We start from the raw sequence: 25,740 nt of genomic DNA, 5'->3' as shown, positions 1-25,740 counted from the left end.
ACTTATGCAGTGTGAACTATGCGGCGCTCCCATACAAGGACCGTCGAAAACCATCCAGATCGAAGGTGCAGAACTCTGTGTCTGCCTCCGATGCGCAAAACACGGTACAGAAGTCCAGCAACCGCGACGAAGGGGTGCCCCGCAGACGAAACCGGGTGTCGCCGTTCCACAGGCCCGGAGGAGGCCGCGGGACGTCTTCGACCTGATGGAAGGCGAGCTCGTCAGCGATTACGCCGACCGGATCCGGGTCGCCCGTGAAGGGAAAGAATGGTCTACGCTCGACCTTGCACAGGCAATCAGGGAGCGCGAGCTCCTCGTCAAAAAGATAGAGAAGGGAGACCTCATCCCTGAAGACGACGTCCGGCGAAAACTCGAGAAAGCTCTCGATATCAGGCTGATTGACTCGGCCGAAGACAGCACCTCCGTCGGCGGGCCGGGACGGGTGACCATGACCGTCGGCGACGTTATATCGTTCAAGAAGGGCCGGAAGTAAGACCCTCTTCCATATTTTTTCCCCGGGGACCGGTTCGTCCCGGATTCTCTTCATGCACGAAGATCCGGCATATTTTTATACTTGCACGCGTAACAACATACCTAATGCGTGGTGAATGTTTTTTCGCCGGTGAATGTTTTTACCTCGGCTAACGAAGTAACCACCCCCGCAGGAGCAACCAGCCAGTTTTTTATCGCCGATGTCCGTAATTTCGGAGCGGCAGCGTTCTATCGCTATTTTACCCCGTTTTAAATCATTCCCGGGATGACGGTAATCGCTCAAATCCGGGAGGATCTTGATTATGAGAGGAAAAGAGATTCGTCTGGAACGTATCATGGATCGAAATACCGGCAGGACCATCATCGTGCCGCTCGACCACGGCGTGACGCTCGGCCCCATCCCGGGGTTGGTCGACGTCGGAAGGACCATCGACCTCATCGCCGAAGGGGGGGCGAACGCGGTGATCGGTCACGTGGGGCTTGCACTGCACGGGCACCGTGGGCATGGACGGGATGTCGGCCTGATCATGCACCTCTCGGCGAGCACCAGCATCGGCCCGGACCCGAACGAGAAGGTGCTCGTGAATACCGTCACGAACGCCCTGAAGATGGGCGCCGACGGTGTCTCGGTGCATATCAACGTCGGGGCCGACTCCGAGGCACGGATGCTTACAGACCTCGGGCGGGTCGCCGTCGAGTGCATGGAGTGGGGGATGCCGCTCCTTGCGATGATGTACCCGAGGGGCAGGAAGGTCGCGGACGAGCACGACATTGAATGCGTCAAACTCTCCGCACGGGTGGCCGCTGAACTCGGCGCTGATATCGTCAAGACCGTCTACACCGGCGATGCGGACTCGTTCCGGGAGGTGACGCAAGGGTGCCCGGTGCCGGTCGTGGTCGCAGGAGGCTCGAAGACCGACGAACGCGCGATCCTCGACCTCATCGAGGGCGCGATGGAAGGAGGAGCCGCCGGGATATCGATCGGGAGGAACGCCTTCCAGCACCCGGCACCCGACCGCTTGATCCGTGCCGCGGCGGTGATCGTCCACGAGGGGCGGTCGGCAGAAGAAGCGATGGAGATTCTGAGGACGTGAGAAGATGATAGGCAAAGAGATCCGCCTCGAGCGGATAATGGACAGAAACACCGGCCGCGCCGTGATCATCCCGATGGACCACGGGTTCACGATGGGCCAGATCGAGGGGCTCTGCAACATGACCAAGACCGTCAACGCGGTGAGCGAAGGGGGAGCAAACGCCATCGTCCTTCACAAGGGGATGGTGAAGGGAGGACACCGGAAGCACGGGAAGGATATCGGCCTCATCGTGCACCTCTCCGCAAGCACATCGATGAACCCGGACCCGAACGATAAGGTGCTCGTCTGCACCGTGGAGGAGGCGGTCGCGCTCGGCGCCGATGCGGTCTCGATCCACATCAACCTCGGCGCCCCGAACGAATCAAGGATGATCGAGTCGGCGGGCGCGGTGGTGCGGGACTGCAACCGCTGGGGGATACCGCTCCTGATCATGATCTACCCCCGCGGCAAGGGGATTGACCCGACCTCGCCGCAGGCGATCGGACACTGTGTCCGGGTGGCCGAAGAGCTCGGGGCCGACCTGATCAAGACAACCTACACCGGCGACCCGGAGACATTCCGCCGGATCACCGCGGCCTGCTCGGTGCCGGTGATGATCGCCGGCGGCGAGAAGGGTGGGGACCTCGAGACGCTTACGACCATCCGGGACGCCATCGGGGCGGGCGCGGCGGGTGTCTGCATGGGGAGGAACGCCTTCCAGCGCGAAGACCCCGGCCGGTTCATAGGCGCGATCGCGCGGGTGGTGCATGGGGGCGTAAGCCCCGCCGAGGCACTGGGGACGGAGCGATGAAGCAGTTCTGGGTCGATATCAGGCCGTGGAGGAAGAATCTTGCGACCGCCGCGATCGAGAGCGGTGCCGACACCCTGGTGGTGGACGACGCAGAGCACGTGCGGGAACTCGGGCGAGTGACGACCGTCGCAGAGAACGGCGACCTCGTCCCGGGAAAAGACGTCTTCGAGATCGAGATCGTCGATAAGGCGACCGAAGAGGAGGCGCTCCGGCTCGCGGCCCGGGGCCCTGTCATCGTCCGGACACGGGACTGGACGGTCATACCGCTCGAGAACCTCGTTGCGCAATCGAGCCGGATCATCGCCGCGGTCACGAACGCGGATGAGGCGACGCTCGCCCTGACCGCCCTCGAGCGCGGGACGGCAGGAATCCTCCTCTCGACCGACGACCCGGCGGAGATCCGGCGAGTTGCAGAGACGGTCGCCGGCGCCGGCGCAGCGGTTCCCCTCACGACGTTCGAGGTGACCCGGATCGTCCCCGTCGGAATGGGAGACCGGGTCTGTGTGGACACCTGCTCCCTCCTCACCGACGGGGAGGGGATGCTCGTCGGCAACACCTCCTCGGCGTTCCTGCTCGTCCACCCCGAGACCCTGGAGAACCCCTACGTGGCGCCGCGACCGTTCCGGGTGAACGCCGGGGCGGTGCATGCCTACATCCTCCTCCCCAACGGGAAGACGGCATACCTCGCCGACCTCGCGATAGGCGATACGGTGCTCGTTGCGGAGCATACCGGCGCGACCCATGATGCGGTCGTCGGCCGGGTGAAGATCGAGCGCCGCCCCCTCCTCCTCGTCGAGGCGAAGGCCGGCGACGCAACCGTGAGCCTGGTCCTCCAGAATGCCGAGACGATCCGGCTTGTTCGAGAGGACGGGTCGGCCGTATCGGTTGCGAACCTCGCGGTAGGCGACAGAGTGCTCGGCAGCATCGCGGAGGGCGGGCGGCACTTCGGCATCGCCGTCGCCGAGACGATCCTGGAGAAGTGACGGCGATGCTTGCAGGTATCATCGGCGGCACGGGGCAGATGGGGCGGTTTTTTGCGGGAGTCTTTGAGGAAGCCGGCTGGGAGGTGATCGTCTCAGGGACGAAGACCTCCCTCACCAACCGGGACGTCGCGGAGATGGCGGACCTCGTCATGGTCTCGGTGCCGATCCACGTCACCGTCGGGGTGATCCGGGAGGTCGCAGGGTTATTGTCGGAGGAGCAGGTCTTCTGCGACCTGACGTCCCTCAAGGTCGAACCGGTCCGTGCGATGCTCGAATCGCGCGCGGAGGTGATCGGGCTCCACCCGATGTTCGGGCCGGGCGCCGCATCGCTCCGGGGCCAGACAATCGTCGCGACGCCGGCCCGGTGCGGGCCTGAGACCCTCGAAGGCCTCCTCTCCATCTTCCGCGACCAGGGGGCGGCGATCACCCTCTCGACGCCTGAGGCCCACGACCGGATGATGGCGGTGATCCAGGGGCTCACTCACTTCATAACGCTCGCAAAGGCGGAGGCCATCCGCCGGACCGGTACCGACGTCGGAGAGACCCTGTCGTTCACGAGCCCCGTCTACCGGATCGAGCTGGGGTTCGTCGGGCGCCTCCTCGCCCAGGACCCCGGGCTTTACGGCGACATCCTCCAGATGAACCCGGTCGTCCCGGAGGTGCTCAGCGAGTTCGAGGAGGTGGTCCGGACGCTCCGCGCGATTGTGGAGTCCGGCGATGACGAGCGATTCCAGGCGTTCTTCACAGAGAATGCTGCTTACTACGCCTCATACCTCGGCGCCGCGACGGCAGAGACGGACGACCTCATCAACCATGTGGTGAACCGATGACCGTCGCAACACTCGGGCCGCCCGGGACGTTCAGCCACGAACTCGCCGCCGCACTCTATGGTGACGATATCGAACTCCTGCCGACCATTCGCTCGATCATCGAGCGTGTGGCGAGCGGCGCGGCAACTGGCCTCGTGCCGATCGAGAACTCGGAGGCCGGCGGCGTGGGGGAGACGCTCCAGGGGCTCCTGGAGTTCGGCGTCTCCATCACCGGAGAGGCCTACATGCCTGTCCGGCACCACCTCGCGGCCCGCGGGGAGCCCACACGCCTCTCGGTCATCTACGCCCACCCGCAGACGCACGAGCAGTGCTCCATCATCCTCGACCGCCTCGGTGTCGAGGTCGTGCACACGAGCAGCAACGCCGCAAGCGCGGTCGCAATGCAGAGAGACGAGGACGCCGGTGCGGTCGTCCCGGAGATGGCGGCGACGATCTACGGTCTTCCCGTCGTTGTCCGGGATATCCAGAACAGCAGGGAGAACACCACCCGATTCGTAGAGATATCCTCAGTTCCCCGCGCTTCCGCGGGATGCACGAAGTGCAGCCTCCTCGTGGACCCTGATACCGACCGGGTCGGCCTCCTCGCCGATATCCTCGGAGTCTTCGCCCGGCGCGGGATCAACCTGACCCGGATCGAGTCGCGGCCGTCGCGGCGGGGCATCGGGAAGTATGTCTTCTTCATCGACCTCGAGGTCTCGGAAGGGTTGCAGGAGGCAAGGGAGGAACTCAAAAGCATGACCAGTGTCAGGGAACTCGGATGCTACGCCCGCATGGAGGTGCCGGGTATATGATCGTCAGGGTATCGCAGACCGGACCGGTCGATGCGATGTTCGAGGCTCCGCCCTCCAAGAGTTACACCCACCGGGCGCTGATAGCAGGAGCGCTCGCCGCGGGAAAAACGCGTATCGAAGGGCCGCTGCGCGCTGTCGATACGGAACTGACCGCCCGGGGGCTCGATACCCTCGGCGTATCTCTCGAGTGGCTGCCGGGGAAGATTGCCGTCACCGGGTGCGGCGGCGCCTTCCCGGCGGCGAGAGAGGTCACCATCGACTGCGGGAACTCCGGGACGACGCTACGGCTCCTCGCCTCGGCGGCGCTCCTCTCGCAGCACCCGGTGGTGCTGACGGGGAGCCCGAGGATGCTCGAACGGCCGGTCGGCCCCCTTGCCGGGGCGCTCCGCACGCTCGGCGGGGAGGTCACGTTCACCGGTGAGCCCGGTTACCCGCCCATCCGCATCTCCGGCAGGCTCCGCGGCGGGAAGGCAGAGATCGACGGGAGCGTAAGCAGCCAGTTTATATCGTCCATCCTGATGGCGGCGCCCTACGCGGATAACGATGTGGAGCTCGCGCTCCCGGCAACCCCGGCCTCGCGGTCCTACCTCGATGTGACCGCGGACGTGATGCTCCGGTTCGGCGCCCGCCTCGATCGGCGGGGCTACGACTGGTTCCGGGTGGAGAGCGGCGTCCCCTACCAGGGGAGGGCTTACCGGATCGAGGGCGATTACTCATCGGCTTCCTACCTCTTCGCGGTCGCGGCCGTCTGCGGGGGGCGGGCCACGGTCACAGGCTTGAACCCGGCGTCGGTCCAGGGTGACCGCCGGTTCCTCGATGCCCTCGAGGCAATGGGGTGCCGGGTCACCGCAGGGAGAGACGTGGTGACGGTGGAGCGAGCGGACGACCTTGCCGGGATCGAGATCGATATGTCCTCGTCCCCCGACACCGTCCAGACGCTCGCGGCGGTGGCGGCAGTCGCAGCGTCGCCGACGACGATCACCGGGACGGCGCACCTGCAATACAAGGAGAGCGACCGCGTCGGGGTGACGGCGGATACCCTCCGGAGGATGGGGGCAGGAGTCGAGGTCGGGGAGAACTCCCTCACGATCACCCCCGCGCCCCTCCACGGCGTCGCCGTCGACCCGCACGACGATCACCGGACGGCGATGGCGTTTGCCGTGCTCGGCCTCGCGGTCGGGGGTATGGCGATCCGTGACCCCGAATGCGTGGAGAAGTCCTTCCCCGGCTTCTGGGAGGCGCTCTACAAGGAGGGCCTGCTGTGAAGGTCGCCCTCACCGGATTCCGGGGGACCGGAAAGACATCGGTCGGCCGCATCCTCGCGAACAGCCTCGGGCTGCCGTTCTTCGATACCGATGCGCTGGTGGAACAACTGGTAGGGATGCCGATCCCGGAGATATTCCGGCAACACGGGGAGGCCGGCTTCCGCGCTCTCGAGCGGGAGGTGATCGCGTCGCTTTGGGATGTGGAGGGCGTGATCAGCACCGGCGGGGGGGCGGTCATGGACCCGGCAAACGTCGCGGACCTCCGGCGGCACGGCAGGGTCTACCTCCTCTCGGCCGCGCCCGAGATAATCGTTGAGCGGATCGCCGGGAGCAACCGGCCGGGGCTGACCGACCTCTCGCCGGCCGAGGAGGTGCGCACGCTCCTCGCCCAAAGGAAGAAGGCATACATCGGTGCGGCCGATACCTGCATCGATACCGGCACCCGCCCGCCCCGCGAGGTCGCAGGGGTGATCCTCCGGCAGATTGCCGGGGAGGACGGCATCTCTCCCGGAGAGAGACGTGACCGCGACACCCTCCTTGAGCGGTTCGGGCTAGTGGCCCTGCGGGATATGCTCGAACGGGACCCAGGCCTCCGGGTCTGCGCCATCGCCGGCCACCCGTGCGCTCACAGCAGGAGCCCGCTCCTCTACAACCGGCTCTTCGAAAACTTCGGGATGCACTACCATTACACCCTTCTTGAGTGGCCGGACGCGGCGACGATCGTCCGCCTTGCCTCCCTCCTCCCGCTCAAGGGCTTATCGGTCACGATCCCGTTCAAGACTGACGTGATGCGCCACCTCGACGAGGTCGACGAGCACGCAGCGGCGATCGGGGCGGTGAACACCGTGGTGCGGTGCGGTGGAAGGCTGTACGGCCATAACACCGACTGGGTGGGCGTGCGGGCCCCGCTCGCCCACCGGCGGGGCGCCCGGGCGGTGGTCCTCGGCGCGGGGGGTGCGGCGGCCGCGGCAGTCTACGCCCTCCTCTCGCTCGATATGGACGTGACGGTGCTTGCCCGACGGCCGGAGGCAGCGAGGACGCTCGCCGACCGGTTCAGGTGCCGGTGGGGGGCACTGGAAGAGTTCAAGGGGAGCGACGCCGATGTTGTGGTACACACGACCCCGGTCGGGATGGAGCCCGATACCCGGAGCCTGCTTACCCCCTGCGACCTCGAGCGGAAGACGACCGTATTCGACCTCGTCTACACACCGCCGGCAACGCCCCTCATCAGGGCGGCAGGGGAGGCCGGGTGCGAGACGATACCCGGCACGGAGATGTTCGTCCACCAGGCGGCGGAGCAGTTCCGGCTGATCACCGGGATCGCGGTGACGCCTGAACTCGTTCGGGAGATGCTTGCATGAATACGTTCGGGAGAAACTTCAGGTGCACGACGTTCGGCGAGAGCCATGGGTTGGCGGTGGGTGTGGTCGTCGACGGCTGCCCGCCGGGGGTCGCCCTCACGGAGGCGGATATCCAGCCTTACCTCGACCGGAGGCGGCCGGGGAAGAGCCCGCTTGAGTCCGGGAGGCAGGAGGCCGACCGGGTGGAGATCCTCTCGGGGACATTCGAGGACAAGACGACCGGCGCCCCGATCGCGCTCGTCGTCGCCAACCGTGACGTCCGGTCGGAGGACTACGACGCGCTCCGGGACGTCTTCCGGCCGGGGCACGCGGACTACACCTGGCAGGCGAAGTACGGGCTCCGCGACCACCGGGGCGGCGGGCGGAGTTCGGGTCGCGAGACCCTTGCACGGGTCGCGGCAGGCGCCGTCGCAATCCGTTGCCTTGAGCCCCAAGGCATCGCGGTCCGGGGGAGGGTCGTCGAGGTCCACGGCGCGACAGAGCCGGCAGCGATGGAAGAGGAGATCCGTGCTGCCCACGATGCCGGCGATTCCGTGGGCGGGATCGTCGAGGTGACGGCTGCCGGGTGTCCGGCGGGCCTCGGGGATCCGGTATTCGGGAAGCTCGATGCTGCCATCGCCGGGGCGATGATGGGGATCGGCGCGGTGAAGGGCGTCGAGGTAGGTGAGGGGTTCGCCGCCGCCCGGCTCTACGGGAGTGAGATGAACGATCCCATTCGCGAAACCGGGTTTACGAGCAACCACGCGGGTGGCGTCCTCGGCGGGATCAGCACCGGGCAGGAGATCGTCGTCCGGCTCGCCGTCAAGCCGACGCCCTCGATACGCCGGGTCCAGCAGACCGTCGATACGGCCGGGGCGGAGCGGGAGATCTCGGTCGGGGGGAGGCACGACCCCTGCATCGCGCCACGGGTGGTCCCGGTCGCGGAGTGCATGCTCGCGCTTGTCATCATGGATGCGATGCTTGAGCAGGCGAAGTACCGGGGGCTGGGTGCGACGGGCTGGAGGGCCGGAGCTTGAGCACCGCAAGGTGCGAGGTGTGGCGGTTCGTTAGGACGGCGCTTCATACTCCCGGACAGACCACCCGGTCGCGCGATCAACGGACCAGCCGGGAGGCCACTACCTTCTTCGCCGCTCATGGAGCCTGCCGTCGCCGGTCACCAGGCAGGTCTCGCACCGGACCGTAGCGGCAAGAAAGAGGGCGTCGTAGACCGTGATCCCGTGGCTGCACGCCAGATCGTATGCCGCGGGCATCAGGTCACGAGCCGGACCACGTGGCCGTGAGATCGACTATAGTACAATCCTCCACGATCTCATTGCTCTCTGTGTGATCCTCTCCGGGAAGAAGACCGCTGCGATGATGCCGCGAGTCCAGCACAAGGCTATCGGAGATCGCGATCCTCCCGGATCGGATCTGCGCCAGGAGGCCCTTCGCCTGAGGAGCGATGGGCTTCCCGTGCCAGGAGTTGGGCCTTGCGTCTTCTTCGTACCGACCGCTCGATGAAGGTGCAAACCTCATCCTGCCATGCCGGGATTGTCCAGTCCGTCGATCATCTTTCGGACCCGGGAATCGATACGGATGCTGAAAACAGAAGTTGTAGACATACTATCACGTATCCGGTTCTGATACGTGAAGGGGATCGTGAGATCTTCCATACTCACTTCAGCAGATCCGCGAGCTGCCGCATCTCCCGGATATGGTACTGCCCTTCGGCCGTCGGGGTGCCGGCATGGCAGAAGACGAACTCCGACCCGAAGAGGGGCAGGACTGCGCGGGCAGAGCGGAACTCGGCGCCCATGATGCTTGTACAGATAGGTTTCTGCGCCCGGTGGGTGAACGTGACGAGTTCGACCAGGTCGTCCCGGGTCCGGGGTTTCACGACGATCTTCGGGATGTCGCCGTAGGACCTGAGCAACTCTTCGATCTTTCCGAGCTCCGGCAGGGTGGGCATCTCTGCCGTGTGCAGCGAAGCGAGGATCTGGACACCCTGGCTCTTGATGAACGGCGCGTGGTCCCGGCAGCGCGCCTCCACGTCAACGAGATCGACGTATCGCGCTATCGGCTCGATGATTCGGGCCCAAAGAGCGGCGTCCCCGACGAACCGCCCTCCCTCCTCCCTGCTCCTGAGCGTGGCAATCAGGGGGATGGCGGTCTTCTCCCGGATCGCACGGACCTGGTCCAGCAGGTCTCCCTCCATCCGGTCGAGCCTGACCTCGATGAACGTCGGGTTGTACTCCACCACCTCGTCGATAACGCCGGCATCCTCCACAGAGACGACGATCTTCATACGCACCGGAGTATAATCGCTCCATCATTTAAATATCTGCCCGGTCATTCCCGTCAACTCCTCCCCACCGCACCGCAACGTTCCAGCATGGCGGCGACTACCTCGTCAAAGACCCCCGGCAGCCGTTCCCGGAGCCCTTCCACCCCGGCCTCCGTGACCCCACCGCCGGTCGCAACCTCCCCGATCAGGTCCCCCGGCGCCTTGCCGGTCTCCCGGAGGTAGGCGGCCGTGGCCGCGACCATCTCCGTTGCAAGCACGAGCGCCCGGTCCGGCGGGAGTTCGCTCGCACGGGCTGCCGCGCCGGCCAGTTCCTCGATGATTGCGGCGAGCAGTCCCGGCCCGCAGCTCGAGAGGAGCGTGGCCGCCGTGAGGTCCGCCTCTCCGACGCGCATCACGTTCCCGATGGACGAGAAGAGCCCCTCCACCCGGCGGGCGTCATCCTTCCCCACCCGCCGCCCGTGGCAGACTAGCGTTGTCCCTTTCCCGATCGCGGAGGTGACCGTGGGGATGACGCGGGTGACCGGCCCCGGATATAGCCCCTCAAGGTCTTCAAGGCTGACGCCGGCCGCGAGCGAGACGAGGTGCTCCCCCCTGGAGAGCACCGGCACGATCTCGCAGAGGACCTCCCGGATCTCCTGCGGCCGAACAGCGAGGATGATCGTGCGGCACCGCCGGGCGAGTTCCCTGTTCGTCTCCGCGATGCTGATCCGGGGCCATGCGCCGGCGCAAATGTCCCGGCTCTCCCGGCTCCGGGACGCGACCACGATCTCGCCGGGACAAAGCGCCCCCGACGAGAGGAAACCCTTCACCAGCATCCTGCCCATGTGCCCGTAGCCGATAACTCCTGCGCAGTCCATACTCCTCTCCACATCGTCTTCTTTCCCAAAAAGGATACCCGCCGCCGGGGTGGAGTATATAGGCCGGCCGGGCGAATGGTATCCAACAGATGCCGCACGATCATCACCCGGGATCCGGGTCACCGGAACTGCTTGCGCCGGCCGGGTCGCCGGAGGCCCTGTCCGCAGCGGTCGCCGCCGGCGCCGACGCCGTCTACCTCTCGGGGAGGCGGTTTGGGGCCCGGCACTACGCTGCGAACTTCTCCGACGAAGAACTCCGTGCTGCCGTCGATTACGCGCATCTCCGGGGGGTCAGGGTCTACGTCACGGTAAACATCCTCGTCCGGGAGACCGAACTCCCCGACGTGGCCCGATACCTTCTCTGGCTCTACGAGACCGGGGCCGATGCCGTCCTGGTGCAGGACGCCGGGGTGGCATCGCTCGCCCGGGAGGTTGTCCCGGACCTCCCCCTCCACGCCTCGACCCAGATGACGATCCACAACCGCGAAGGCGTTCTCCGGGCCGCACGGGAGGGGTTCTCCCGCGTGGTCCTGGCCCGGGAACTCACCCTCCCCGAGATTGAGGGGATTGCGGAGGTCCCGGGGGTCGGTATCGAGGTCTTCGCCCACGGTGCGCTCTGCTACTGTTACTCGGGCCAGTGCCTCCTCTCCTCGGTGATCGGGGGGCGGAGTGGGAACCGGGGGATGTGTGCCCAACCGTGCAGGAAACCCTACCGGCTCGTGACCGCCGAGAAGGATGACTACGGGCGCCCGAGGGACCTCCGGGCCGTGTCCGAAAAGGACCGTTACCTCCTCTCGACGCGCGACCTCGCGGTCTACCCCTGCCTCGACCGCCTCTCGTCTGCGCCGGTGGCGTCGCTCAAGGTTGAGGGGAGGATGCGGTCGCCGGAGTACGTCGCGACGGTGGTGAGCATCTACCGGCACGCCCTCGACGCGATCGCCGCCGGGGAGGCCTGGTCACCCTCGAGCGAGGAGATGCGCGACCTTGCCCTCGCGTTCAACCGGGAGTTCACGGAGGGTTACATCCTTGGCGCCTCTGATATTATGGCCCGCGACCGGCCAGGGAACCGGGGCGTCCTCCTCGGCACGGTCACTGGGTACGACTCGCGGAGGCAGGAGGCGACCGTTCGCCTCGTCGGCGACCTCGTGCCCCGCTCCGGCGACGGGCTGGCGTTCTGCACGGACGACCCCGAAGAGGATATCGGCGCGGTCGTCCGTGGCACCCCCGCCGTCCGGCACGCCACGGTCCGCCTTTCGGTCCCCGCGCCGGTGGGGGCGGGTGCCCGGGTATTCCTGACGAAGAGCGCCGATCTCGAGGAGCGGGCAAAACAGATCATGGCAAAATCCCTGCCGCAGGTGCCCATCGACGTCACGGTCATCTGGGAGGACGGCACGCCCTGCCTGGAGGGTGTCCTCACACAGAACAGCAACGAACTGCTCCGAGTGCGCTACCGTCCCGACCTCCGGATGGAGCCGGCACGGAACCGGCCGCTCACCGGGGATCAGATCGCGGAGCAGTTCGAAAAGACCGGGGGAACGCCGTTTACGGTCGGGAATCTGGACCTCCGCTACCCGGGCGGGCTTTTTGCGCCGCTCGGGGAGTTGAACCGGGTCAGGCGTTCATTCTTAGAAAGGGTCGAGGAGGCCGTCCTCGCCGCATACCGCCCGGGACCGGATGCGGTGCAGGCAGCCCGGGAACGGACCGAAACGGCGATCGCAGGCCTGACGCAGACGGAGAAGCCGGGACGAGAGAGACGACTTCCATCGGTCTCGGTCTACACCGACACCCTTGCGGGTGTAGCGGCTGCCGTCCGGGGCGGCGCCAGAACCGTCTATATCGAGGACGCCGACCCTGGAATCCTCAAAGAGGCCGCCGCCGTCTGCCGGGATGCGGGTGCCGACCTCGTCTGGAAGTGGCCGTCGATCACCCGGCAGGGGTTCCTCGACGCGGCGGCAGCCCTCCTCCCGTCGCTCTACGGCACAGGGGTCCGCGGCGTGATGGTGGGCGGGATGGGGGCTGCGGACGCGGTCCGGCAGGCCGAACCCTGCATGGACCTCTACGGCGCCGCCGGGCTGAACGTCTGGAATCACCGGACCGCCGGGGAACTTGCGGCGCTCTTCCTGCGCTGCACGGCCTCCCCCGAACTCCCGGCCGCCGACCTCGCAGGGCTCGCGGCGGCGGTTGGGGACGCTCCCGGACTCGAGGTGCTCGTGCAGGGGAACATCGAGGCGATGGTGACCGAGGACCGGCTGACAGCGGCGGTCGGGGCCGACCGCTTCATCGGGCTTGAGGACCAGAAGAAACGTGTCTTCCCGCTCCGGTGGGACGGTGAGGGACGGATCTATATTGCAAACGCCGTCGAGACCTGTCTCGTCGACCACCTGCCCGATATCATCGCAATGGGTATTTCCGCCGTCGCCATCGATGCACGAGGCAGGGGACCCCGCTACGCCGGGGAGATGACCGGCCTCTACCGGGCAGGGATCGAGGCCGTGGGCCGGGGTGAGGCCGGCATCCTCCCCGCGCTCAAGGATGAGGCGAAACAACGGGCACTCGGGGGTATCACCGGTGGGCATTTCACCCGGGGGCTCTCGAGGTGAGCATCCCCACAAGTTAATATCAGGGGAAGCAATCTATCAGTCAGACGTGATGGATAATGGTTTCACCGTTGGTTCTGGTCAATCTCAAGACCTATAAGGAGGGAATGGGCAGCAACGCTCACCGGATCGCCGCTGCAGCCGAGACCGTGGCAGAAGAGAGCGGCGTCGTCATCGGTGTCGCCCCGGTCTTCACCGAGCTTCACCCGATGAGCCACCACTACGCAATCCCGGTCTACGCCCAGCACATCGATGCGATCGCCCCCGGCGCTCATACCGGTCATATTCTCCCCGAGGCGGTCCGGTCGGCAGGCGCACGCGGCACCCTGATCAACCACTCCGAGCGCCGCCTCACCCTGGCCGATATTGGGGCCTGCGTCGAGATCGCACGAAGGCTCCACCTCGAGTCGGTCGTCTGCACGAACAACGACTCAACCAGCGCGGCGGCGGCGTCGCTCCGGCCTGACTACGTGGCGATCGAGCCCCCGGAACTGATCGGGAGCGGCGTCTCCGTCTCGAAGGCCGACCCGGGGATCATCGAGCGGTCCGTCAACGCTGTTTTGGCGGTGAACCCGGACGTGAGGGTCCTGACCGGGGCGGGCATCCAGTCCGGTGAATGCGTCAAGATTGCCGTCGACCTCGGGACAAGCGGTGTCCTCCTCGCGTCGAGCGTGGTCAAGGCCGATGACCCCGAGGCGGTCCTCCGGGATCTGGTCTCGCTGTTGTAAAAGAGTGCCTACGTTATCAGCGATATCAGGTCGTGCTTGGTGATGACACCCTGCACCTCTCCTTTATCGAGCACGATGATCGCGTGGCTGTGATGCAGGAGGTGGACGAGCGTATCGATCGGCGCCATCGGGGGGACCGTCGGGAACCCGGGCTCCATATAATCCTGCACCAGCCTCCGGTGCGTCTGGTGGAGACCGCCTTCTTCCATGGCGTTCATGATTGCCGACTCGGATATGCACCCGACGGGCACCCCGTTCTCGAGCACCGGCAGCTGGGAGATGCCGTTCTGTCCCATGATCTCGACGGCACGGCCAACGGGGTCGTCCGGGGCGACGGAGAGGACGGGAGCGTTCATCACGTCGGCCGCTGTGATCGCCGAGTGCTCCGCCGCCCGCAGGACTTCCACGATCCTGGCAAGCGTACTCACCCTCGGATCCACGCTCCCTGCCTCGATCCGCGCGACCATGGACTGGCTGATTCCGGCCATACGGGCTACATCTGCCTGCTTTAAGCCCATACGGAGCCTTTTCTCCCGCAGTTCGGCCGGGGTGGGTATCTCCATCTTATTACTATAGGTAATTTTTTTATATATATCTGTCTCCGGAACACAGCGACTATGACGGTACCGCGGCCCGTTCCCCTCGCCGGAGCAGGTTGATATAGCGCAAGGTTTCATGGGATGATATGGCCACGAACATTGAAGAGCAGCAGACCGTCCTTCTCAAGGTCAGGGAGATCCTCTCGACCTACCACACCCGGGACGCCGTCCGGGGCGAACTTGCGTCCCTCGGGTTCGTCGTCAAGGCGGAGCACGGGAACGTCGTATCCATGGAGAGTGCGCCTGCCGAGATCTTCGTCCAGCTCTCTGTGAATGACCAGGACGAGATCGTCGATTCACACGTCGTGACGTTTGAGGAGATTGAGTTAAAACCGGAGAAGAAAGACTGAGAACCGTATATTTACGTTCCGTCGAGAAGAACCTGCACGGGCAGGGAGTGGGAGGAGTAAGCCTCCTTCTGTTCTGTGCGGCATTCAGCTGAGCGCCATACCTGGGCGGATACCAGACTATCCATCTGCCCTATTCTGGCTTGCACCCGCAGGGATTCACCGTTTCATCGTTTCCCGCCGCTACGTTCAACGAGTTATCGCGCGGGGAAACCCGCGCTTCTCGCCCCCCGAGGGAGGCTCAGTCGTTTCATCACTGACGGCGGGCCGTGTCGTTTCTGTTTCATTGCCGTGACTCTCGCCACCCGCACTTGCATGCGGCTGCGTATCTGGCCGGTGGGAGGACTTTCCTCAGCAGCACAGGATGTGCCACCGTCGGCCGCACTCTCCCTCTCCCATATAATATTTTGCAGTGAGAATATAAAGCTGTACGGGTACCCCATCCCGGACTTGCCCCAGTCGTCCGGCACCGTGGACCCCCCGTGAAGCCTTCCGGATCGACCGCGCATATCCCGGGTCAGAGATAGATATATATGCTCGCCCCCGGTTTTTACCCCCTGGCGTTATAACCATGGGGGGGAGTGAGGTATCTACACAGCTGGAGCTGGCGGCAATCTTCGCGGCGTTCGTTGCCATCACAACGCTCTTTTCGTTCGTCTCGCTCGGGGCGGGATCATTGAACGGCGAGTCATCGCCCGGTACGGGCGCGTACCCGGTTCTGACCGCGGGCGAACCGCATCTTGCGATGGTGGGGAGAGTCACCGGCTCCTCGTCGGTCCCGGAACTCTCCGGTATCTCTATCGACACCCTTGCCTTTGCCGTCGCGAATACCGGGGAGGACGGGGCCGTCGACCTCTCCCGGACCAGCGTAACGGTCATGGCAGGGGATTACCTCGAGGTTCTCAGGCTGTCCGGAGACACCACTCCGGGGCCGGACACGTGGACGGCAGCACTGCTCCGGGACGGAGATGGGAATGGTGACGGGGGCACGCTCCTTCCCGCCGGCGAGGAATGCACGGTACATCTCCGTCTCGACCGCCCCGTCCCTGCCGGAGAGGCCCTGACCGTCAAGGTGCGCCTTGAAGGGGACCTGCCCTGCTCGATCACCGGACCGGTCGGGGTTCCCGGCGCCGGCACCGCCGCCTCTTCTGCTCCGGAAGACTAAAAGTATTCAATCTCATACGACCCATTTTGATGGAAATGCTGACCCCGGAAGAAAGCAGAACGGCAGTTCGACTGGCACGGAACGCCATCGAGAAAGCCGTCGGCGGTGAACGGATGGTGCTGCCTGCTCTTCCCCCAATCTTTGGGGAGAAGCGCGGCGTCTTCGTCACGATCAAGCGGGGGGGGAACCTCCGCGGATGCATCGGCCTCCCATACCCGATAAAACCGCTCGGCGAAGCGATCGTCGAGGCGGCCGTCTCGGCTGCTCTTGAGGACCCCCGGTTCCCGCCGGTATCGCGGTCGGAACTCGCCGACCTCGATCTCGAAGTGACGGTGCTCACCGTGCCCCGGCCGCTCGAGTGCCCGCCACAGGAGCGTCCCGCTTGCGTCGAGGTCGGGAAGCACGGCCTGATCGTCAGCGGCCTTGGGACAGGAGGTCTCCTCCTCCCGCAGGTCCCGACCGAGTACGGCTGGACCAGCAGGGAGTTCCTTGACCAGACCTGCGTCAAGGCCGGGCTCCGGCCCGGGTGCTGGAGACGCAACGATGTCGCCGTGCAGACCTTTGAGGGGCAGATATTCGAAGAAAAGGCGGTTTAACCCGAATGGCAATTACGTTTGAGGTCCTACACAAAGATATCGCGGGAAGGGTCGGCAGGCTCAGGGTGAACGAGAAGACGGTCCGGACGCCTGCGCTCCTTCCCGTCGTCAACCCCCACCTCCCCCTGGTAACGCCCCGCGAGATGCAGGAGATGGGCGTCGAGGCCCTGATCACGAACGCCTACATCTTCAGGCGAAGCACGGAGTATCACGACCGGGCGCTCGAGGAGGGGCTTCATAAGGTCCTCGACTTCGACGGCGCCATCATGACCGACTCCGGCTCGTTCCAGCTCTCCGTCTACGGCGAGGTCGAGGTGAGCAACCAGGATACGCTCGAGTTCCAGCAGGCAATCGGGAGTGATATCATCGTTCCCCTGGACATCCCTACCCCGCCGGACGCGGGCAGGGAGCGGGCGGAGCGGGAACTCGCGGTCACCATGGAGCGGCTCAGGGAGGCCAGAGAACTCTTCCCCGACGCGAACCTCGCCGGGCCGGTGCAGGGCGGCATCTTCACCGACCTCCGCGAGGAGGCCGGACGGGCCGTCCAGGACCTCGACCTCGCCTTTTGCCCGATCGGCGCCGTGGTGCCGCTGATGGAGAACTACCGTTACCGGGAACTGGTCGAGGTCGTCCTCGCGGCCAAACGCGGCCTCTCCCCGGCGACCGCCGTCCACCTCTTCGGGGCGGGCCACCCGTCGATGTTCGCCCTCGCTGTCGCGATGGGCTGCGACCTCTTCGACTCGGCCGCATACGCTCTCTTCGCCCGGGAAGGGCGCTACATCACCCCGCACGGGAGCTTCAAAATCGACGAACTCGCGGAACTCCCCTGCCCCTGCCGGGTCTGCCGCTCGATGACCGCCGACGAACTCCGGAAATCCGGGGACCGGGAGCGGCTGCTCGCTCTCCACAACCTCTACGTCAGCCTCGCGGAGATCGCCCGCATCCGGCAGGCGATCCAGGACGGGACCCTCTGGGAACTCGTCGACGAGCGGTGCCGGAGCCACCCGCGGCTGCTCGACGGTTACCGGGAACTCCTCGCCCACACGGCCGACCTCGAACGCGACGACGCCGTCTCGAAGCGCCGGTTCTTCTACCGGGGCTCGGAGAGTTGCCGGAGGACGGAGGTGCTCCGGTTCCACGAGGTCATCGGCCGGATCTCCGTCGGTGAGCGGGTGCTGGTCTCGTTCGACGGGAACGGGGCGCCCGGGTTCGATACGGTGCTGAACTTCAAGCCCCCCTTCGGGCCCTACCCCACGGAACTCGCGGAGACGTTCCCGGTCGGCCAGAGTGAGGTTCCGGAGTGGGACGACGATATGGTCCGGTCGGGGTGCGCCGGGATCCGGGCCCTGATGGAAGCGCACCCGGAGAGCCGGTTTGCCGTCCGGTGCGGCGAGGATTGGGTGCGTCTCATCCAGGAAGAGGTCCCCGGTGCGGAGGTGCTCTATGAGCAGGTATGAGGCGGTGAAGCGCGACGGCCTCGCCCGGATAGGGACCTACGTGGAGGGGGAGACGAGCGTCTCCCTCCCCGCAGCGCTCGATACGGACGCCCTCTTCCCCGCACTCCGCGAGCGCCCGTTCTCGAATGTCCCGCTCGGTGCGGATGAGGCGTTCGTCCGCGACTACTTCTCGCCCGGAGAGGGGCAGCCGGTGGCCGTCCACCCGCTCGCCGCCCCGGCGGAATCCGGCGACTGCGTCCTCGTCGCAAACTGGCATACGGCGCAGAAGAACCCCCGGAACTACGCGGCGTGGCTTGCCGCCCTGAAGGAGAGCCTCCCGCCGGACACCGCGTGGTACGCCCCGGCATCGGCGCTCCCCTCGACCGCCTGCCTCCTCGTCTACTCGGGCTTCGACCTCTTCGACTACCGGGGGGTCGACCTCGCCTCCGCGCAGAAGAAGTTCTGCCTCCCCGAAGGCGAGTTCCCGGCAACACTCATGGAGACCGGGGTCTGTGGGTGCGAGGGCTGCCGTGAGGGCGACCTTCTGCGGCACAACCGTCTCGCGCTCGACCGCGAACTCGCCCTTGTGCGCCACTACATCGAGTCGGGACAACTCCGGGAACTGATGGAGGCCCGGTGCCGTGCGGACGCCGCACAGGTCGGCATCCTCCGGTTCCTCGACCGGAACTACGAACTCATGGAGCGTTCCCTCCCGGTGGCGCGGGCGGTTCCGATGCGGGCAAACACCTCTGAATCGCAGAACCGCCCGGAAGTCCGGCGGTTCGCCGACCGGGTGATCGAGCGGTTCGTCCCGACCAGAACAGACGTCGCGGTTCTCCTCCCCTGCTCGGCGAGGAAGCCCTACTCCCTCTCCCGGAGCCACAAACTCTTCATGAACGTCGTGGACCGAAGGGCGCACGAACTGATCGTCACCTCGCCGCTCGGTCTCGTTCCGAGAGAACTCGAGCGGGTCTACCCGGCGGGTCACTACGACGTGCCGGTGACCGGCTACTGGGACCGGGAAGAGTGCGCCTTCATCGCCGATATCCTCATCCGCTACTTCGCCGCGCACCCCTACCGCAGGGTGATCGCCCACCTCGACGGCGGCGCGCTCACCGTCGCACAGATGGCGGCAGAAGCCTGCGGGTTCGACCTCGAGGTGACCTGCCAGGGACACCCGACGGCGCCCGCCTCGCTCCGGGCCTTAAACGACGCCCTCGAGGACGAACGGCGGATGCAGGCCGACACCGTCCGGGGCACGGTCTCCTGGCAGTTTGCAACGGATATCAACACCAGAGGCCTCCAGGTCCGGGGCAGGAGCATGCAGATGGCGGTCCTCCGCGGAAAGCAGCAGCTCTTCAGCATCGATGCCGGGACCGGACTCTTCCGCCCGACGTTCGAGGGCTGGGGCCTGATACCGGAGGGCTACCGGGTCAAGATCGATGCCTTCGTGCCGCAGGGCGACGTCCTTGCGCCGGGGATCACGGACTGCGACCCCCGGATACGGGAAGGCGACGAGGTGCTGGTGGAAGGACCGCTCGCGGTCGCCACCGGGAGGGCGATGATGGGGGCGGACGAGATGCTCCGGTCAAAGCGCGGGGTTGCGGTGAGAGTGCGGAAGACGAAGAAGATCGCGGAGTGAGGGGGTCGGGGGGTTTAGCCCCTCGGGGCTCATGTTTTGTGGCGGTTGGACCTGAAATCGCTGCAGGACGTCTTTTTTTATCTACGACATTAAGTCAACACGGTCAAGTGAACATAAGGCCCGGTACAGTGGATCGTGGGAGTATCGCCATTGGGGGTGGCGGCTCGCGGGGAGGGGGCATGCCCCCTCCCCTGTCTCTACCAGACATGAAAGATACCTGTAGCCCCCGCCCCAGGGGGCGGGGGCAGTGCGTGGTGATAAATGATGTTCCGGCAGGAACGGAGTTTGAGCACTGCCGGGTGCGCAGTCCAGTGGAAATCCGTGTGATGGCCTATACAATTCCCGTGGTCATTGCATCTCTGCCCTCTACATCGCAGAGAGCGTCGCAACTAATCAAAAAGAGGCTGTGTATCTGCCCTGAAATACCCAAAAACCTCTTACTTCTTCGGGACGAGCTTCACCGCCGTCCCGTAGGCGAGGAGCTCCGCCGCGGTCGCCATCGTCTGAGAAGTCGTAAAGCGGATATTCACGACGGCGTCGGCCCCGAGGTCGCGCGCGGTGTTGACCATCCGGTTGTAGGCCTCGGTCCGGGCATCGGTGAGCATCGATGTGTACTCCTCGAGCTCGCCGCCGACCAGGCTCTTTAAGCCCGCCATGACGTCCTTTCCCACGTTCTTTGTCCGTACCGTGTTGCCGAAGACCACGCCGAGGACCTCCCCTACGGCGTAGCCCGGTACTTCTGCAGTCGTTGTCAGTATCATATTTCATTCACTTCTTGATCGCTTCGATGGTCTCCTCGCGCCCCCGCCATATGATCAGCGCGACGCCGATCAGGATGAGCGGGATGCCAAAGAAAGGAATGAGCAGTGCAAGAACCACGCCGATGACGATCAGCGCGATCCCCCAGCGTACCGCACTCTGCATATTGTACCCATGCGACGGGTGGAGTGATAACCGTTCGTGTTTCTGGTCAGGTTCCTGACCGGGCTTCCGGATCTTCGGAGGATTATTCCGGCGCACGGAGACCCCAACTTTATATAAGACAGGTGAAGTAAAGAGGCTGGAGCCACAATATGTATGAAATGTTCGGATGCACCTCGACGTTACGATCGACCGGCACCGTCAGGAGTGAAGCAGTTGTATAAGGTGGAATCAGCGACCCGACTCGCCGATCGGGTATACGAATACTGGATATGCGCGCCGCAGGTGGCGCAGCACGCACGGGCAGGGCAGTTCCTCATCGTTCGCCTCCACGACGCGGGTGAGCGGATACCGCTCACCATCTCTGCCGTCAGGGGAGACGCCGTCCGGGTGATCTTTATGACCGTCGGCAAGACGACCGAGGAACTTGCGACGCTCCGCGCGGGCGATAGGATCAAGGACGTCGTCGGCCCGCTCGGGAAACCGAGCGATATCGAAAATTACGGCACTTGCTGCGTCATCGGCGGCGGTGTCGGGATCGCGAGCACGCCCCTCATCGCTAAGGAACTAAAAAATGCGGGCAACTACGTCATCGGGATCATCGGGGCGAGAAGCGCCGATCTCCTCATGCTCGAGGACGAGCTGCGGGAGGTTTGTGACGAACTCCACATCACGACCGACGATGGGAGCAAGGGCGTTCACGGGTTCGCAGCCGATGTCTTGAAGAAACTGCTCGCAGAGAGGACGATCGACCGGGTCTGGATCATCGGCCCCGCCATCATGATGAAGGTCACCGCCGGCGTGACGGCTCCCTACGGGGTGAAGACCTACGTAAGCCTCAACCCGATCATGGTCGACGGGACGGGGATGTGCGGCTCCTGCAGGGTGACCGTCGGCGGGGAGACGAAGTTTGCCTGCGTCGACGGCCCTGAGTTCGACGCCCACCAGGTCGACTTCAACGAACTGATGCAGCGGCAGCGGATCTATACCGGGCAGGAGAAGGTCTCGCTTGAGCGGTTCGCGGAGCACCGGTGCCGGTGCAGCGAAGGGGGCGGCCACCATGAGTGACCGGCCGGCCGACGTCCGGATCCACGACTTCAAGGAAGTCGATAGCGGCCTCTCCGCCGCTGAGGCCATCGCCGAGGCGGAACGGTGCCTCCAGTGCAAAAAACCGTTCTGCATAAAGGGCTGCCCGGTCTGCATCGACATCCCGGCATTCATTCGGGAGGTCGCGGACGGGAACTTCCCCGCTGCCGCACGGGCGCTCAAGGAGCAGAACATGCTCCCCGCCATCTGTGGCCGGGTCTGCCCGCAGGAGACCCAGTGCGAGGGCGTCTGCATCCTCGGCAACAAGGAGACGGCGATCCGGATCGGTGCGATCGAGCGGTTCGTGGCCGACCGGGAGCGGGAGAACGGCGCCGAACTCCCGGAGGTGGCAAGGCCGACCGGGAAGCGCGTGGCGGTCGTGGGCTCCGGCCCGGCCGGGCTGACGGCCGCGGCCGAACTCGCCCGCGCCGGCCACGCCGTCACGATCTTCGAGTCGCTCCACGAGGCCGGCGGTGTCCTGGCCTACGGTATCCCCGCGTTCCGGCTCCCGAAGGATGTCGTCAATGCCGAGATCGACCAGGTGCTCGCCCTCGGTGTCCGGTTGAAGAAGAATCACCTCGTGGGAAGAAGCGTCAGCGTCGACGAACTCCTCGGCTACGACGCGGTCTTCCTCGGGACCGGAGCGGGGCTTCCCGCGTTCATGTGCATCCCCGGTGAGAACCTGAACGGGGTCTACTCCGCAAACGAGTTCCTCACCCGGGTGAACCTGATGCGCGCCGATGCGTTCCCCGAGTCCGACACCCCGGTCCTGCACGCCACCCGCGTCGCGGTGATCGGCGGCGGCAACGTCGCGATGGACGCGGCGAGGGTTGCGCGCCGCCAGGGGGCGAAGGTCTCCCTGATCTACCGTCGGGGCGAGGAGGAGATGCCGGCACGGAGGGCTGAGGTTCTGCACGCGAAGGAGGAGGGGATCGAGTTCCTCACCTGTACGAACCCGATCCGGATCCTCGGCGAGCAGCACGTCACCGGTGTCGAGTGCGTGAAGATGTCCCTCTGCGGCATCGACGCGAGCGGTCGCCGGTCCCCGGAGCCGATCGAGGGGAGCGAGTTCACCCTCGACGTGGATATGGTCGTCCAGGCGATCGGCACGAGCCCGAACCCGCTCCTCGTCTCCCTGATCCCGGGGCTCGAGCGCGCACGGAAGGGCAACGTCGTCGTCGACGAGAACGGCAGGACGTCCATCCCCCACGTCTACGCCGGCGGTGACATCGCTACCGGTGCAGCGACGGTGATCGAAGCGATGGGCTCGGCGAAGCGCGCGGCGGCTGCGATCAACGCGATGCTGAAGGGCGAATAACCACTTTTTCCCGGGGCTGTCCGGGGTTTGGTCCGGGATCGGGCCAGGTTGAGCCAGATCCCGGTGATCGCGCCGCCCGGTCACTCCCCGACGCAGGAGACGTAGAAGATCCGGCGGCCGTCCTCCGTCACGACGTCCACCCCGTGAATCTCGCTCTCGAACCCGGGAAAGAGGGTATCGAAATCCTGCAGGGAGACGAGGTAGTCGACGATCGCCCGCGTAGCCGAACTGCACCGCTCCCCCGGCATGATGACCGGAATACCGGGCGGGTAGGGGACGACCATCACCGCGACCGTCCGCCCCTCGAGTTCGCTTACCGGCACCGGCGTCACATCGCCCCGCACCAGGTGACGGTAGGCCTCCGCCGGCGTCATCGCCGCCTCAGGCAGCGTTGCGTAGACGCTCCTGATGGTCTCCGTGATCGACTTGTCCCGGAGGTAGCCGTGCATCTCCCGGCAGAGGTCGGCGAGGCCACGTCCGGCATACCGGGCGGGGTGCTGGCGTACCAGGTCGGGGAAGACCTCCTCAAGCGGGCTGTTGCCGTCGTAGAGGGCCTTGAACCGGAAGAGTTCCGCAAGCAGCGTCCCGGACTTGCCCTTGGTGATCCCGAGCGTGAAGAGGACCAGGAACGAGTAGTACCCGGTCTTCTCGACGACGATCCCGCTCTTCCGGAGATACCTCGTGACGACGGCCGCCGGTATCCCCCACTCCTCCATCTTCCCGCCCGGCCCGATCCCCGGGGTGAGGACCGTCACCTTAACGGGATCGAGCATGGCATACCCCTCCTCGATACCGTCGAAACCGTGCCAGGCATCGTGGGGGTCGAGCAGCCAGCAGCCGGCACGGTCCCGGAGCAGCAGGTCGTCCGCCTCCCCGAGCGGTTGTTCTGCCTCCTCGTCCATGATGCAGTCGGGCTGCCAGACGGTGAACCACCAGTAGTCCTCCCCGGACCGGCTGCCCGCCCGGATCTCCTCGGCCACCGTCACCATCTTCTTCCGGAATACGATCGCCTCCTCGATCGTCTCCTCGACCAGAAACTTCCCCGAGTGCCCGGCCATCATCCTGGCGGCGACGTCGAGCGACGCGATGATGGTGTACTGGGGGGAGGTCGAGGTGAACATCATGAACGCCTCGTTGAACCGCGGGTGGTCGACCGGTCCCCGGCCTTGCCTGACGTGGAGCATCGAACCCTGCGAGAATGCGGCGAGGACCTTATGGGTCGATTGGGTGGCAAAGACCGTCGGTCCGGCGGCTTCCGCCCGGTGCATCCCAAACCTTCCAGCGTAGAGGGGGTGGAACTTTGCGTAGGCGGACCATGCCTCATCGTAGTGGAGATACGGGACCACGCCTTGCAAGTGCTCCTCGATCCTCTCTGTACTGTAGCAGATCCCATCGTAGGTGGTGTTCGTGATCACGGCCATCCTGACTGTCCGTGATGGTAGGTCCTCGATGAGCGGGCAGTCCCGGATCTTCTCCTCGATGACTTCAGGCAGGAATTCGCGGCTGTGGATCGGCCCGATGATCCCGTACTCGTTTCGGGCCGGTATGAGGTAGACCGGGACGGCACCGGTCATGATGATCGCGTGCATCACGGACGCATGACAGTTCCGGTCCACGAGGACGATGTCGCCGGGGGTGACGGTCGCAAGCCAGACGATCTTGTTCGCAGCCGACGTGCCGCCGGTGACAAAGTAGGTCCGGTCGGCCCCGAAGACCTCCGCGGCTTTCTTTTCCGCCTCCCCGACGACGCCGGAGTGCTCCAGGAGCGAGCCGAGATCCGGTACCGATGCCGAGAGATCGGCCCTGAGAGCGTTCTCGCCGAAGAAGTCGTAGAATATCCGGCCCGGGGCGCTCTTGAGGAACGCGACACCGCCCATGTGCCCCGGCGTGTGCCAGGAGTAGCGGTACTCCTCGACGTAGTCCATCAGCCCCTGGAAGAACGGCGGGAGGACGTCGGCGAGGTAGTTCTTTGCCGCCCGCTTGATGTGACCGGCGATGAAGCCTGGGGTGTCCTCAAGTTTCCAGATGTAGCCGTCGATCCGGGATATGACAGAGAGAGGTATGGCGGAGATCGCCAGTTTCTCGGTGTTCAAGAATATCGGAACTTTGGGGTTTCGTTCCCGGATGAGGGTGATGACGTCTCGCGCGGTGAACATGCCGTCCACGGGCTCGGGGGTGAGTTCCCAGTCAATGATGATGCAGCTCACGTGCGGGTGCGAAAGAAACGCGTGGACCCCGTCGCGAGCGGTCAGCGCCTCGATGACGGGGAAATCTTCCTTCTTCAGTTCTTTCACGATCTCCCGCGACGACCGGCCCTCTGCGGTATCCGAGTGCAGTTCGTCGTCGATGATGAGAACGGGAAACTCTTCCAGGTAGTCCATACGGCCACACTTCCTGAAGGTGATCGGGAGGGGTCGCTTTAGAACGTTGTGGTCGGGAGGCTTTCATCCGGGTTCGAACGATGTCACCCGAGCTCTCCGCAAGAGGCCGGTCGGGAGCCGTCTTTGTGCATATCCGCACCGTCCTTACAGCGAATCCATCGACGCTCACGCTAGAAC

At 65.3% G+C, this 25,740-nt stretch carries 25 protein-coding genes and 1 other RNA gene; 18 read left to right on the top strand and 8 right to left on the bottom strand.

Annotated features, from left to right (window positions below; genetic code table 11):
* Positions 1–4: 4 nt before the first annotated feature.
* The 9 genes from BRA49_RS01510 to BRA49_RS01470 all read left to right on the top strand — a co-directional run bounded on the left by BRA49_RS01510 (position 5) and on the right by BRA49_RS01470 (position 8,622).
* Positions 5–493 (top strand): multiprotein bridging factor aMBF1, encoded by a 489-nt coding sequence (locus BRA49_RS01510; protein WP_292382826.1) that lies wholly within the window; start codon positions 5–7, stop codon positions 491–493.
* Between the two features lie 301 nt (positions 494–794).
* Positions 795–1,586 carry a 2-amino-3,7-dideoxy-D-threo-hept-6-ulosonate synthase gene (locus tag BRA49_RS01505; RefSeq protein WP_292382825.1) on the top strand — a complete coding sequence of 264 codons (792 nt, stop codon included), beginning with the start codon at positions 795–797 and terminating at the stop codon, positions 1,584–1,586.
* 4 nt (positions 1,587–1,590) lie between these two features.
* Complete coding sequence (locus BRA49_RS01500; RefSeq protein WP_292382823.1) at positions 1,591–2,376, top strand: 2-amino-3,7-dideoxy-D-threo-hept-6-ulosonate synthase; 786 nt, start codon at positions 1,591–1,593, stop codon at positions 2,374–2,376.
* A complete protein-coding gene (locus BRA49_RS01495; protein ID WP_292382822.1) occupies positions 2,373–3,359 on the top strand; it encodes a 3-dehydroquinate synthase II in 987 nt (328 codons plus the stop codon). Before BRA49_RS01500 ends, BRA49_RS01495 begins: the two co-directional genes overlap by 4 nt.
* Before the next feature lie 5 nt (positions 3,360–3,364).
* Positions 3,365–4,189, top strand: coding sequence for a prephenate dehydrogenase/arogenate dehydrogenase family protein (locus tag BRA49_RS01490; protein ID WP_292382820.1), 825 nt, complete (start codon positions 3,365–3,367; stop codon positions 4,187–4,189).
* Entirely contained in the window at positions 4,186–4,980 is a 795-nt protein-coding gene (locus BRA49_RS01485; protein ID WP_292382819.1) for a prephenate dehydratase, read from the top strand. Before BRA49_RS01490 ends, BRA49_RS01485 begins: the two co-directional genes overlap by 4 nt.
* A complete protein-coding gene (aroA, locus tag BRA49_RS01480) occupies positions 4,977–6,245 on the top strand; it encodes a 3-phosphoshikimate 1-carboxyvinyltransferase (protein WP_292382818.1) in 1,269 nt (422 codons plus the stop codon). Before BRA49_RS01485 ends, aroA begins: the two co-directional genes overlap by 4 nt.
* On the top strand, positions 6,242–7,606 hold the full coding sequence (aroE, locus tag BRA49_RS01475) for a shikimate dehydrogenase (protein ID WP_292382817.1): 1,365 nt from the start codon (positions 6,242–6,244) through the stop codon (positions 7,604–7,606). The genes aroA and aroE overlap by 4 nt, the downstream gene beginning before the upstream one ends.
* Positions 7,603–8,622 carry a chorismate synthase gene (locus tag BRA49_RS01470; RefSeq protein ID WP_292382816.1) on the top strand — a complete coding sequence of 340 codons (1,020 nt, stop codon included), beginning with the start codon at positions 7,603–7,605 and terminating at the stop codon, positions 8,620–8,622. The genes aroE and BRA49_RS01470 overlap by 4 nt, the downstream gene beginning before the upstream one ends.
* A gap of 99 nt (positions 8,623–8,721) precedes the next feature.
* Here the strand turns inward: BRA49_RS01470 and BRA49_RS01465 are convergent, their stop codons facing one another.
* From BRA49_RS01465 to BRA49_RS01455, 3 genes are all read right to left on the bottom strand, one after another.
* On the bottom strand, positions 8,722–8,856 hold the full coding sequence (locus tag BRA49_RS01465; RefSeq protein WP_292382815.1) for a hypothetical protein: 135 nt from the start codon (positions 8,854–8,856) through the stop codon (positions 8,722–8,724).
* A 404-nt stretch (positions 8,857–9,260) separates the two neighbouring features.
* Complete coding sequence (locus BRA49_RS01460; RefSeq protein ID WP_292382813.1) at positions 9,261–9,890, bottom strand: type I 3-dehydroquinate dehydratase; 630 nt, start codon at positions 9,888–9,890, stop codon at positions 9,261–9,263.
* Positions 9,891–9,943: 53 nt separating this feature from the next.
* Positions 9,944–10,747: a pyrroline-5-carboxylate reductase family protein gene (locus BRA49_RS01455; protein WP_292382812.1), complete on the bottom strand. Its 804-nt coding sequence runs from the start codon at positions 10,745–10,747 to the stop codon at positions 9,944–9,946.
* An 89-nt stretch (positions 10,748–10,836) separates the two neighbouring features.
* Here BRA49_RS01455 and BRA49_RS01450 point away from each other — a divergent pair, with 89 nt between their 5' ends.
* Positions 10,837–13,347, top strand: coding sequence for a U32 family peptidase (locus tag BRA49_RS01450; protein ID WP_292382811.1), 2,511 nt, complete (start codon positions 10,837–10,839; stop codon positions 13,345–13,347).
* 56 nt (positions 13,348–13,403) lie between these two features.
* A complete protein-coding gene (gene tpiA, locus BRA49_RS01445) occupies positions 13,404–14,072 on the top strand; it encodes a triose-phosphate isomerase (RefSeq protein WP_292382810.1) in 669 nt (222 codons plus the stop codon).
* An 8-nt stretch (positions 14,073–14,080) separates the two neighbouring features.
* Here tpiA and BRA49_RS01440 read toward each other — a convergent pair whose 3' ends face one another.
* Positions 14,081–14,635, bottom strand: a complete 555-nt coding sequence (locus BRA49_RS01440; protein ID WP_292382809.1) for a CBS domain-containing protein — start codon at positions 14,633–14,635, stop codon at positions 14,081–14,083.
* Positions 14,636–14,757: 122 nt separating this feature from the next.
* Here BRA49_RS01440 and BRA49_RS01435 point away from each other — a divergent pair, with 122 nt between their 5' ends.
* Positions 14,758–15,021: a hypothetical protein gene (locus BRA49_RS01435; RefSeq protein WP_292382808.1), complete on the top strand. Its 264-nt coding sequence runs from the start codon at positions 14,758–14,760 to the stop codon at positions 15,019–15,021.
* Positions 15,022–15,066: 45 nt separating this feature from the next.
* Here BRA49_RS01435 and rnpB read toward each other — a convergent pair.
* Positions 15,067–15,413: RNase P RNA component (gene rnpB, locus BRA49_RS01430), an RNA gene on the bottom strand.
* 176 nt (positions 15,414–15,589) lie between these two features.
* On the opposite strand from rnpB, the gene BRA49_RS01425 reads away from it, so the two are divergent.
* Genes BRA49_RS01425 through arcS form a run of 4 tightly spaced genes read left to right on the top strand, consistent with a single transcriptional unit; the run spans position 15,590 to position 19,857 of the window.
* Positions 15,590–16,183: a hypothetical protein gene (locus BRA49_RS01425; protein ID WP_292382807.1), complete on the top strand. Its 594-nt coding sequence runs from the start codon at positions 15,590–15,592 to the stop codon at positions 16,181–16,183.
* A 29-nt stretch (positions 16,184–16,212) separates the two neighbouring features.
* Positions 16,213–16,779, top strand: coding sequence for a TIGR00296 family protein (locus tag BRA49_RS01420; protein ID WP_292382805.1), 567 nt, complete (start codon positions 16,213–16,215; stop codon positions 16,777–16,779).
* 5 nt (positions 16,780–16,784) lie between these two features.
* Entirely contained in the window at positions 16,785–18,236 is a 1,452-nt protein-coding gene (gene tgtA / locus BRA49_RS01415; protein WP_292382804.1) for a tRNA guanosine(15) transglycosylase TgtA, read from the top strand.
* Complete coding sequence (gene arcS, locus BRA49_RS01410; protein ID WP_292382803.1) at positions 18,223–19,857, top strand: archaeosine synthase subunit alpha; 1,635 nt, start codon at positions 18,223–18,225, stop codon at positions 19,855–19,857. The genes tgtA and arcS overlap by 14 nt, the downstream gene beginning before the upstream one ends.
* Positions 19,858–20,294: 437 nt before the next feature.
* On the opposite strand, the gene BRA49_RS01405 is transcribed toward arcS, so the two are convergent.
* Positions 20,295–20,618, bottom strand: coding sequence for a YbjQ family protein (locus BRA49_RS01405; protein ID WP_292382801.1), 324 nt, complete (start codon positions 20,616–20,618; stop codon positions 20,295–20,297).
* 7 nt (positions 20,619–20,625) lie between these two features.
* A complete protein-coding gene (locus BRA49_RS01400; RefSeq protein WP_292382799.1) occupies positions 20,626–20,781 on the bottom strand; it encodes a hypothetical protein in 156 nt (51 codons plus the stop codon).
* Positions 20,782–20,994: 213 nt separating this feature from the next.
* Between BRA49_RS01400 and BRA49_RS01395 the strand changes: the two genes are divergently transcribed.
* Positions 20,995–21,846 carry a sulfide/dihydroorotate dehydrogenase-like FAD/NAD-binding protein gene (locus BRA49_RS01395; protein ID WP_292382797.1) on the top strand — a complete coding sequence of 284 codons (852 nt, stop codon included), beginning with the start codon at positions 20,995–20,997 and terminating at the stop codon, positions 21,844–21,846.
* Positions 21,839–23,182, top strand: coding sequence for an NADPH-dependent glutamate synthase (gltA, locus tag BRA49_RS01390; RefSeq protein WP_292382795.1), 1,344 nt, complete (start codon positions 21,839–21,841; stop codon positions 23,180–23,182). Before BRA49_RS01395 ends, gltA begins: the two co-directional genes overlap by 8 nt.
* A gap of 80 nt (positions 23,183–23,262) precedes the next feature.
* On the opposite strand, the gene BRA49_RS01385 is transcribed toward gltA, so the two are convergent.
* Positions 23,263–25,563: an Orn/Lys/Arg decarboxylase N-terminal domain-containing protein gene (locus BRA49_RS01385; protein WP_292382793.1), complete on the bottom strand. Its 2,301-nt coding sequence runs from the start codon at positions 25,561–25,563 to the stop codon at positions 23,263–23,265.
* Between the last annotated feature and the right edge of the window lie 177 nt (positions 25,564–25,740).

It is taken from the genome of Methanoculleus sp. UBA430, assembly GCF_002506585.1.
Taxonomy (GTDB): domain Archaea; phylum Halobacteriota; class Methanomicrobia; order Methanomicrobiales; family Methanoculleaceae; genus Methanoculleus.
Note: the sequence above shows the minus strand (reverse complement) of the source record. Positions and strands in the feature narration are given on the sequence as shown.

Coding starts and splice junctions, on each gene's coding strand:
- BRA49_RS01440 (WP_292382809.1), bottom strand. CDS start 14,635: ATGGAGATACCCACCCCGGCCGAACTGCGGGAGAAAAGGCTCCGTATG.
- tpiA (WP_292382810.1), top strand. CDS start 13,404: ATGGTTTCACCGTTGGTTCTGGTCAATCTCAAGACCTATAAGGAGGGA.
- BRA49_RS01425 (WP_292382807.1), top strand. CDS start 15,590: ATGGGGGGGAGTGAGGTATCTACACAGCTGGAGCTGGCGGCAATCTTC.
- tgtA (WP_292382804.1), top strand. CDS start 16,785: ATGGCAATTACGTTTGAGGTCCTACACAAAGATATCGCGGGAAGGGTC.
- gltA (WP_292382795.1), top strand. CDS start 21,839: ATGAGTGACCGGCCGGCCGACGTCCGGATCCACGACTTCAAGGAAGTC.
- arcS (WP_292382803.1), top strand. CDS start 18,223: ATGAGCAGGTATGAGGCGGTGAAGCGCGACGGCCTCGCCCGGATAGGG.
- BRA49_RS01490 (WP_292382820.1), top strand. CDS start 3,365: ATGCTTGCAGGTATCATCGGCGGCACGGGGCAGATGGGGCGGTTTTTT.
- BRA49_RS01465 (WP_292382815.1), bottom strand. CDS start 8,856: ATGCCCGCGGCATACGATCTGGCGTGCAGCCACGGGATCACGGTCTAC.
- BRA49_RS01450 (WP_292382811.1), top strand. CDS start 10,837: ATGCCGCACGATCATCACCCGGGATCCGGGTCACCGGAACTGCTTGCG.
- aroA (WP_292382818.1), top strand. CDS start 4,977: ATGATCGTCAGGGTATCGCAGACCGGACCGGTCGATGCGATGTTCGAG.
- BRA49_RS01460 (WP_292382813.1), bottom strand. CDS start 9,890: ATGAAGATCGTCGTCTCTGTGGAGGATGCCGGCGTTATCGACGAGGTG.
- BRA49_RS01385 (WP_292382793.1), bottom strand. CDS start 25,563: ATGGACTACCTGGAAGAGTTTCCCGTTCTCATCATCGACGACGAACTG.
- BRA49_RS01510 (WP_292382826.1), top strand. CDS start 5: ATGCAGTGTGAACTATGCGGCGCTCCCATACAAGGACCGTCGAAAACC.
- BRA49_RS01485 (WP_292382819.1), top strand. CDS start 4,186: ATGACCGTCGCAACACTCGGGCCGCCCGGGACGTTCAGCCACGAACTC.
- BRA49_RS01435 (WP_292382808.1), top strand. CDS start 14,758: ATGGCCACGAACATTGAAGAGCAGCAGACCGTCCTTCTCAAGGTCAGG.
- BRA49_RS01500 (WP_292382823.1), top strand. CDS start 1,591: ATGATAGGCAAAGAGATCCGCCTCGAGCGGATAATGGACAGAAACACC.
- BRA49_RS01405 (WP_292382801.1), bottom strand. CDS start 20,618: ATGATACTGACAACGACTGCAGAAGTACCGGGCTACGCCGTAGGGGAG.
- BRA49_RS01495 (WP_292382822.1), top strand. CDS start 2,373: ATGAAGCAGTTCTGGGTCGATATCAGGCCGTGGAGGAAGAATCTTGCG.
- BRA49_RS01505 (WP_292382825.1), top strand. CDS start 795: ATGAGAGGAAAAGAGATTCGTCTGGAACGTATCATGGATCGAAATACC.
- BRA49_RS01470 (WP_292382816.1), top strand. CDS start 7,603: ATGAATACGTTCGGGAGAAACTTCAGGTGCACGACGTTCGGCGAGAGC.
- BRA49_RS01455 (WP_292382812.1), bottom strand. CDS start 10,747: ATGGACTGCGCAGGAGTTATCGGCTACGGGCACATGGGCAGGATGCTG.
- BRA49_RS01420 (WP_292382805.1), top strand. CDS start 16,213: ATGGAAATGCTGACCCCGGAAGAAAGCAGAACGGCAGTTCGACTGGCA.
- BRA49_RS01400 (WP_292382799.1), bottom strand. CDS start 20,781: ATGCAGAGTGCGGTACGCTGGGGGATCGCGCTGATCGTCATCGGCGTG.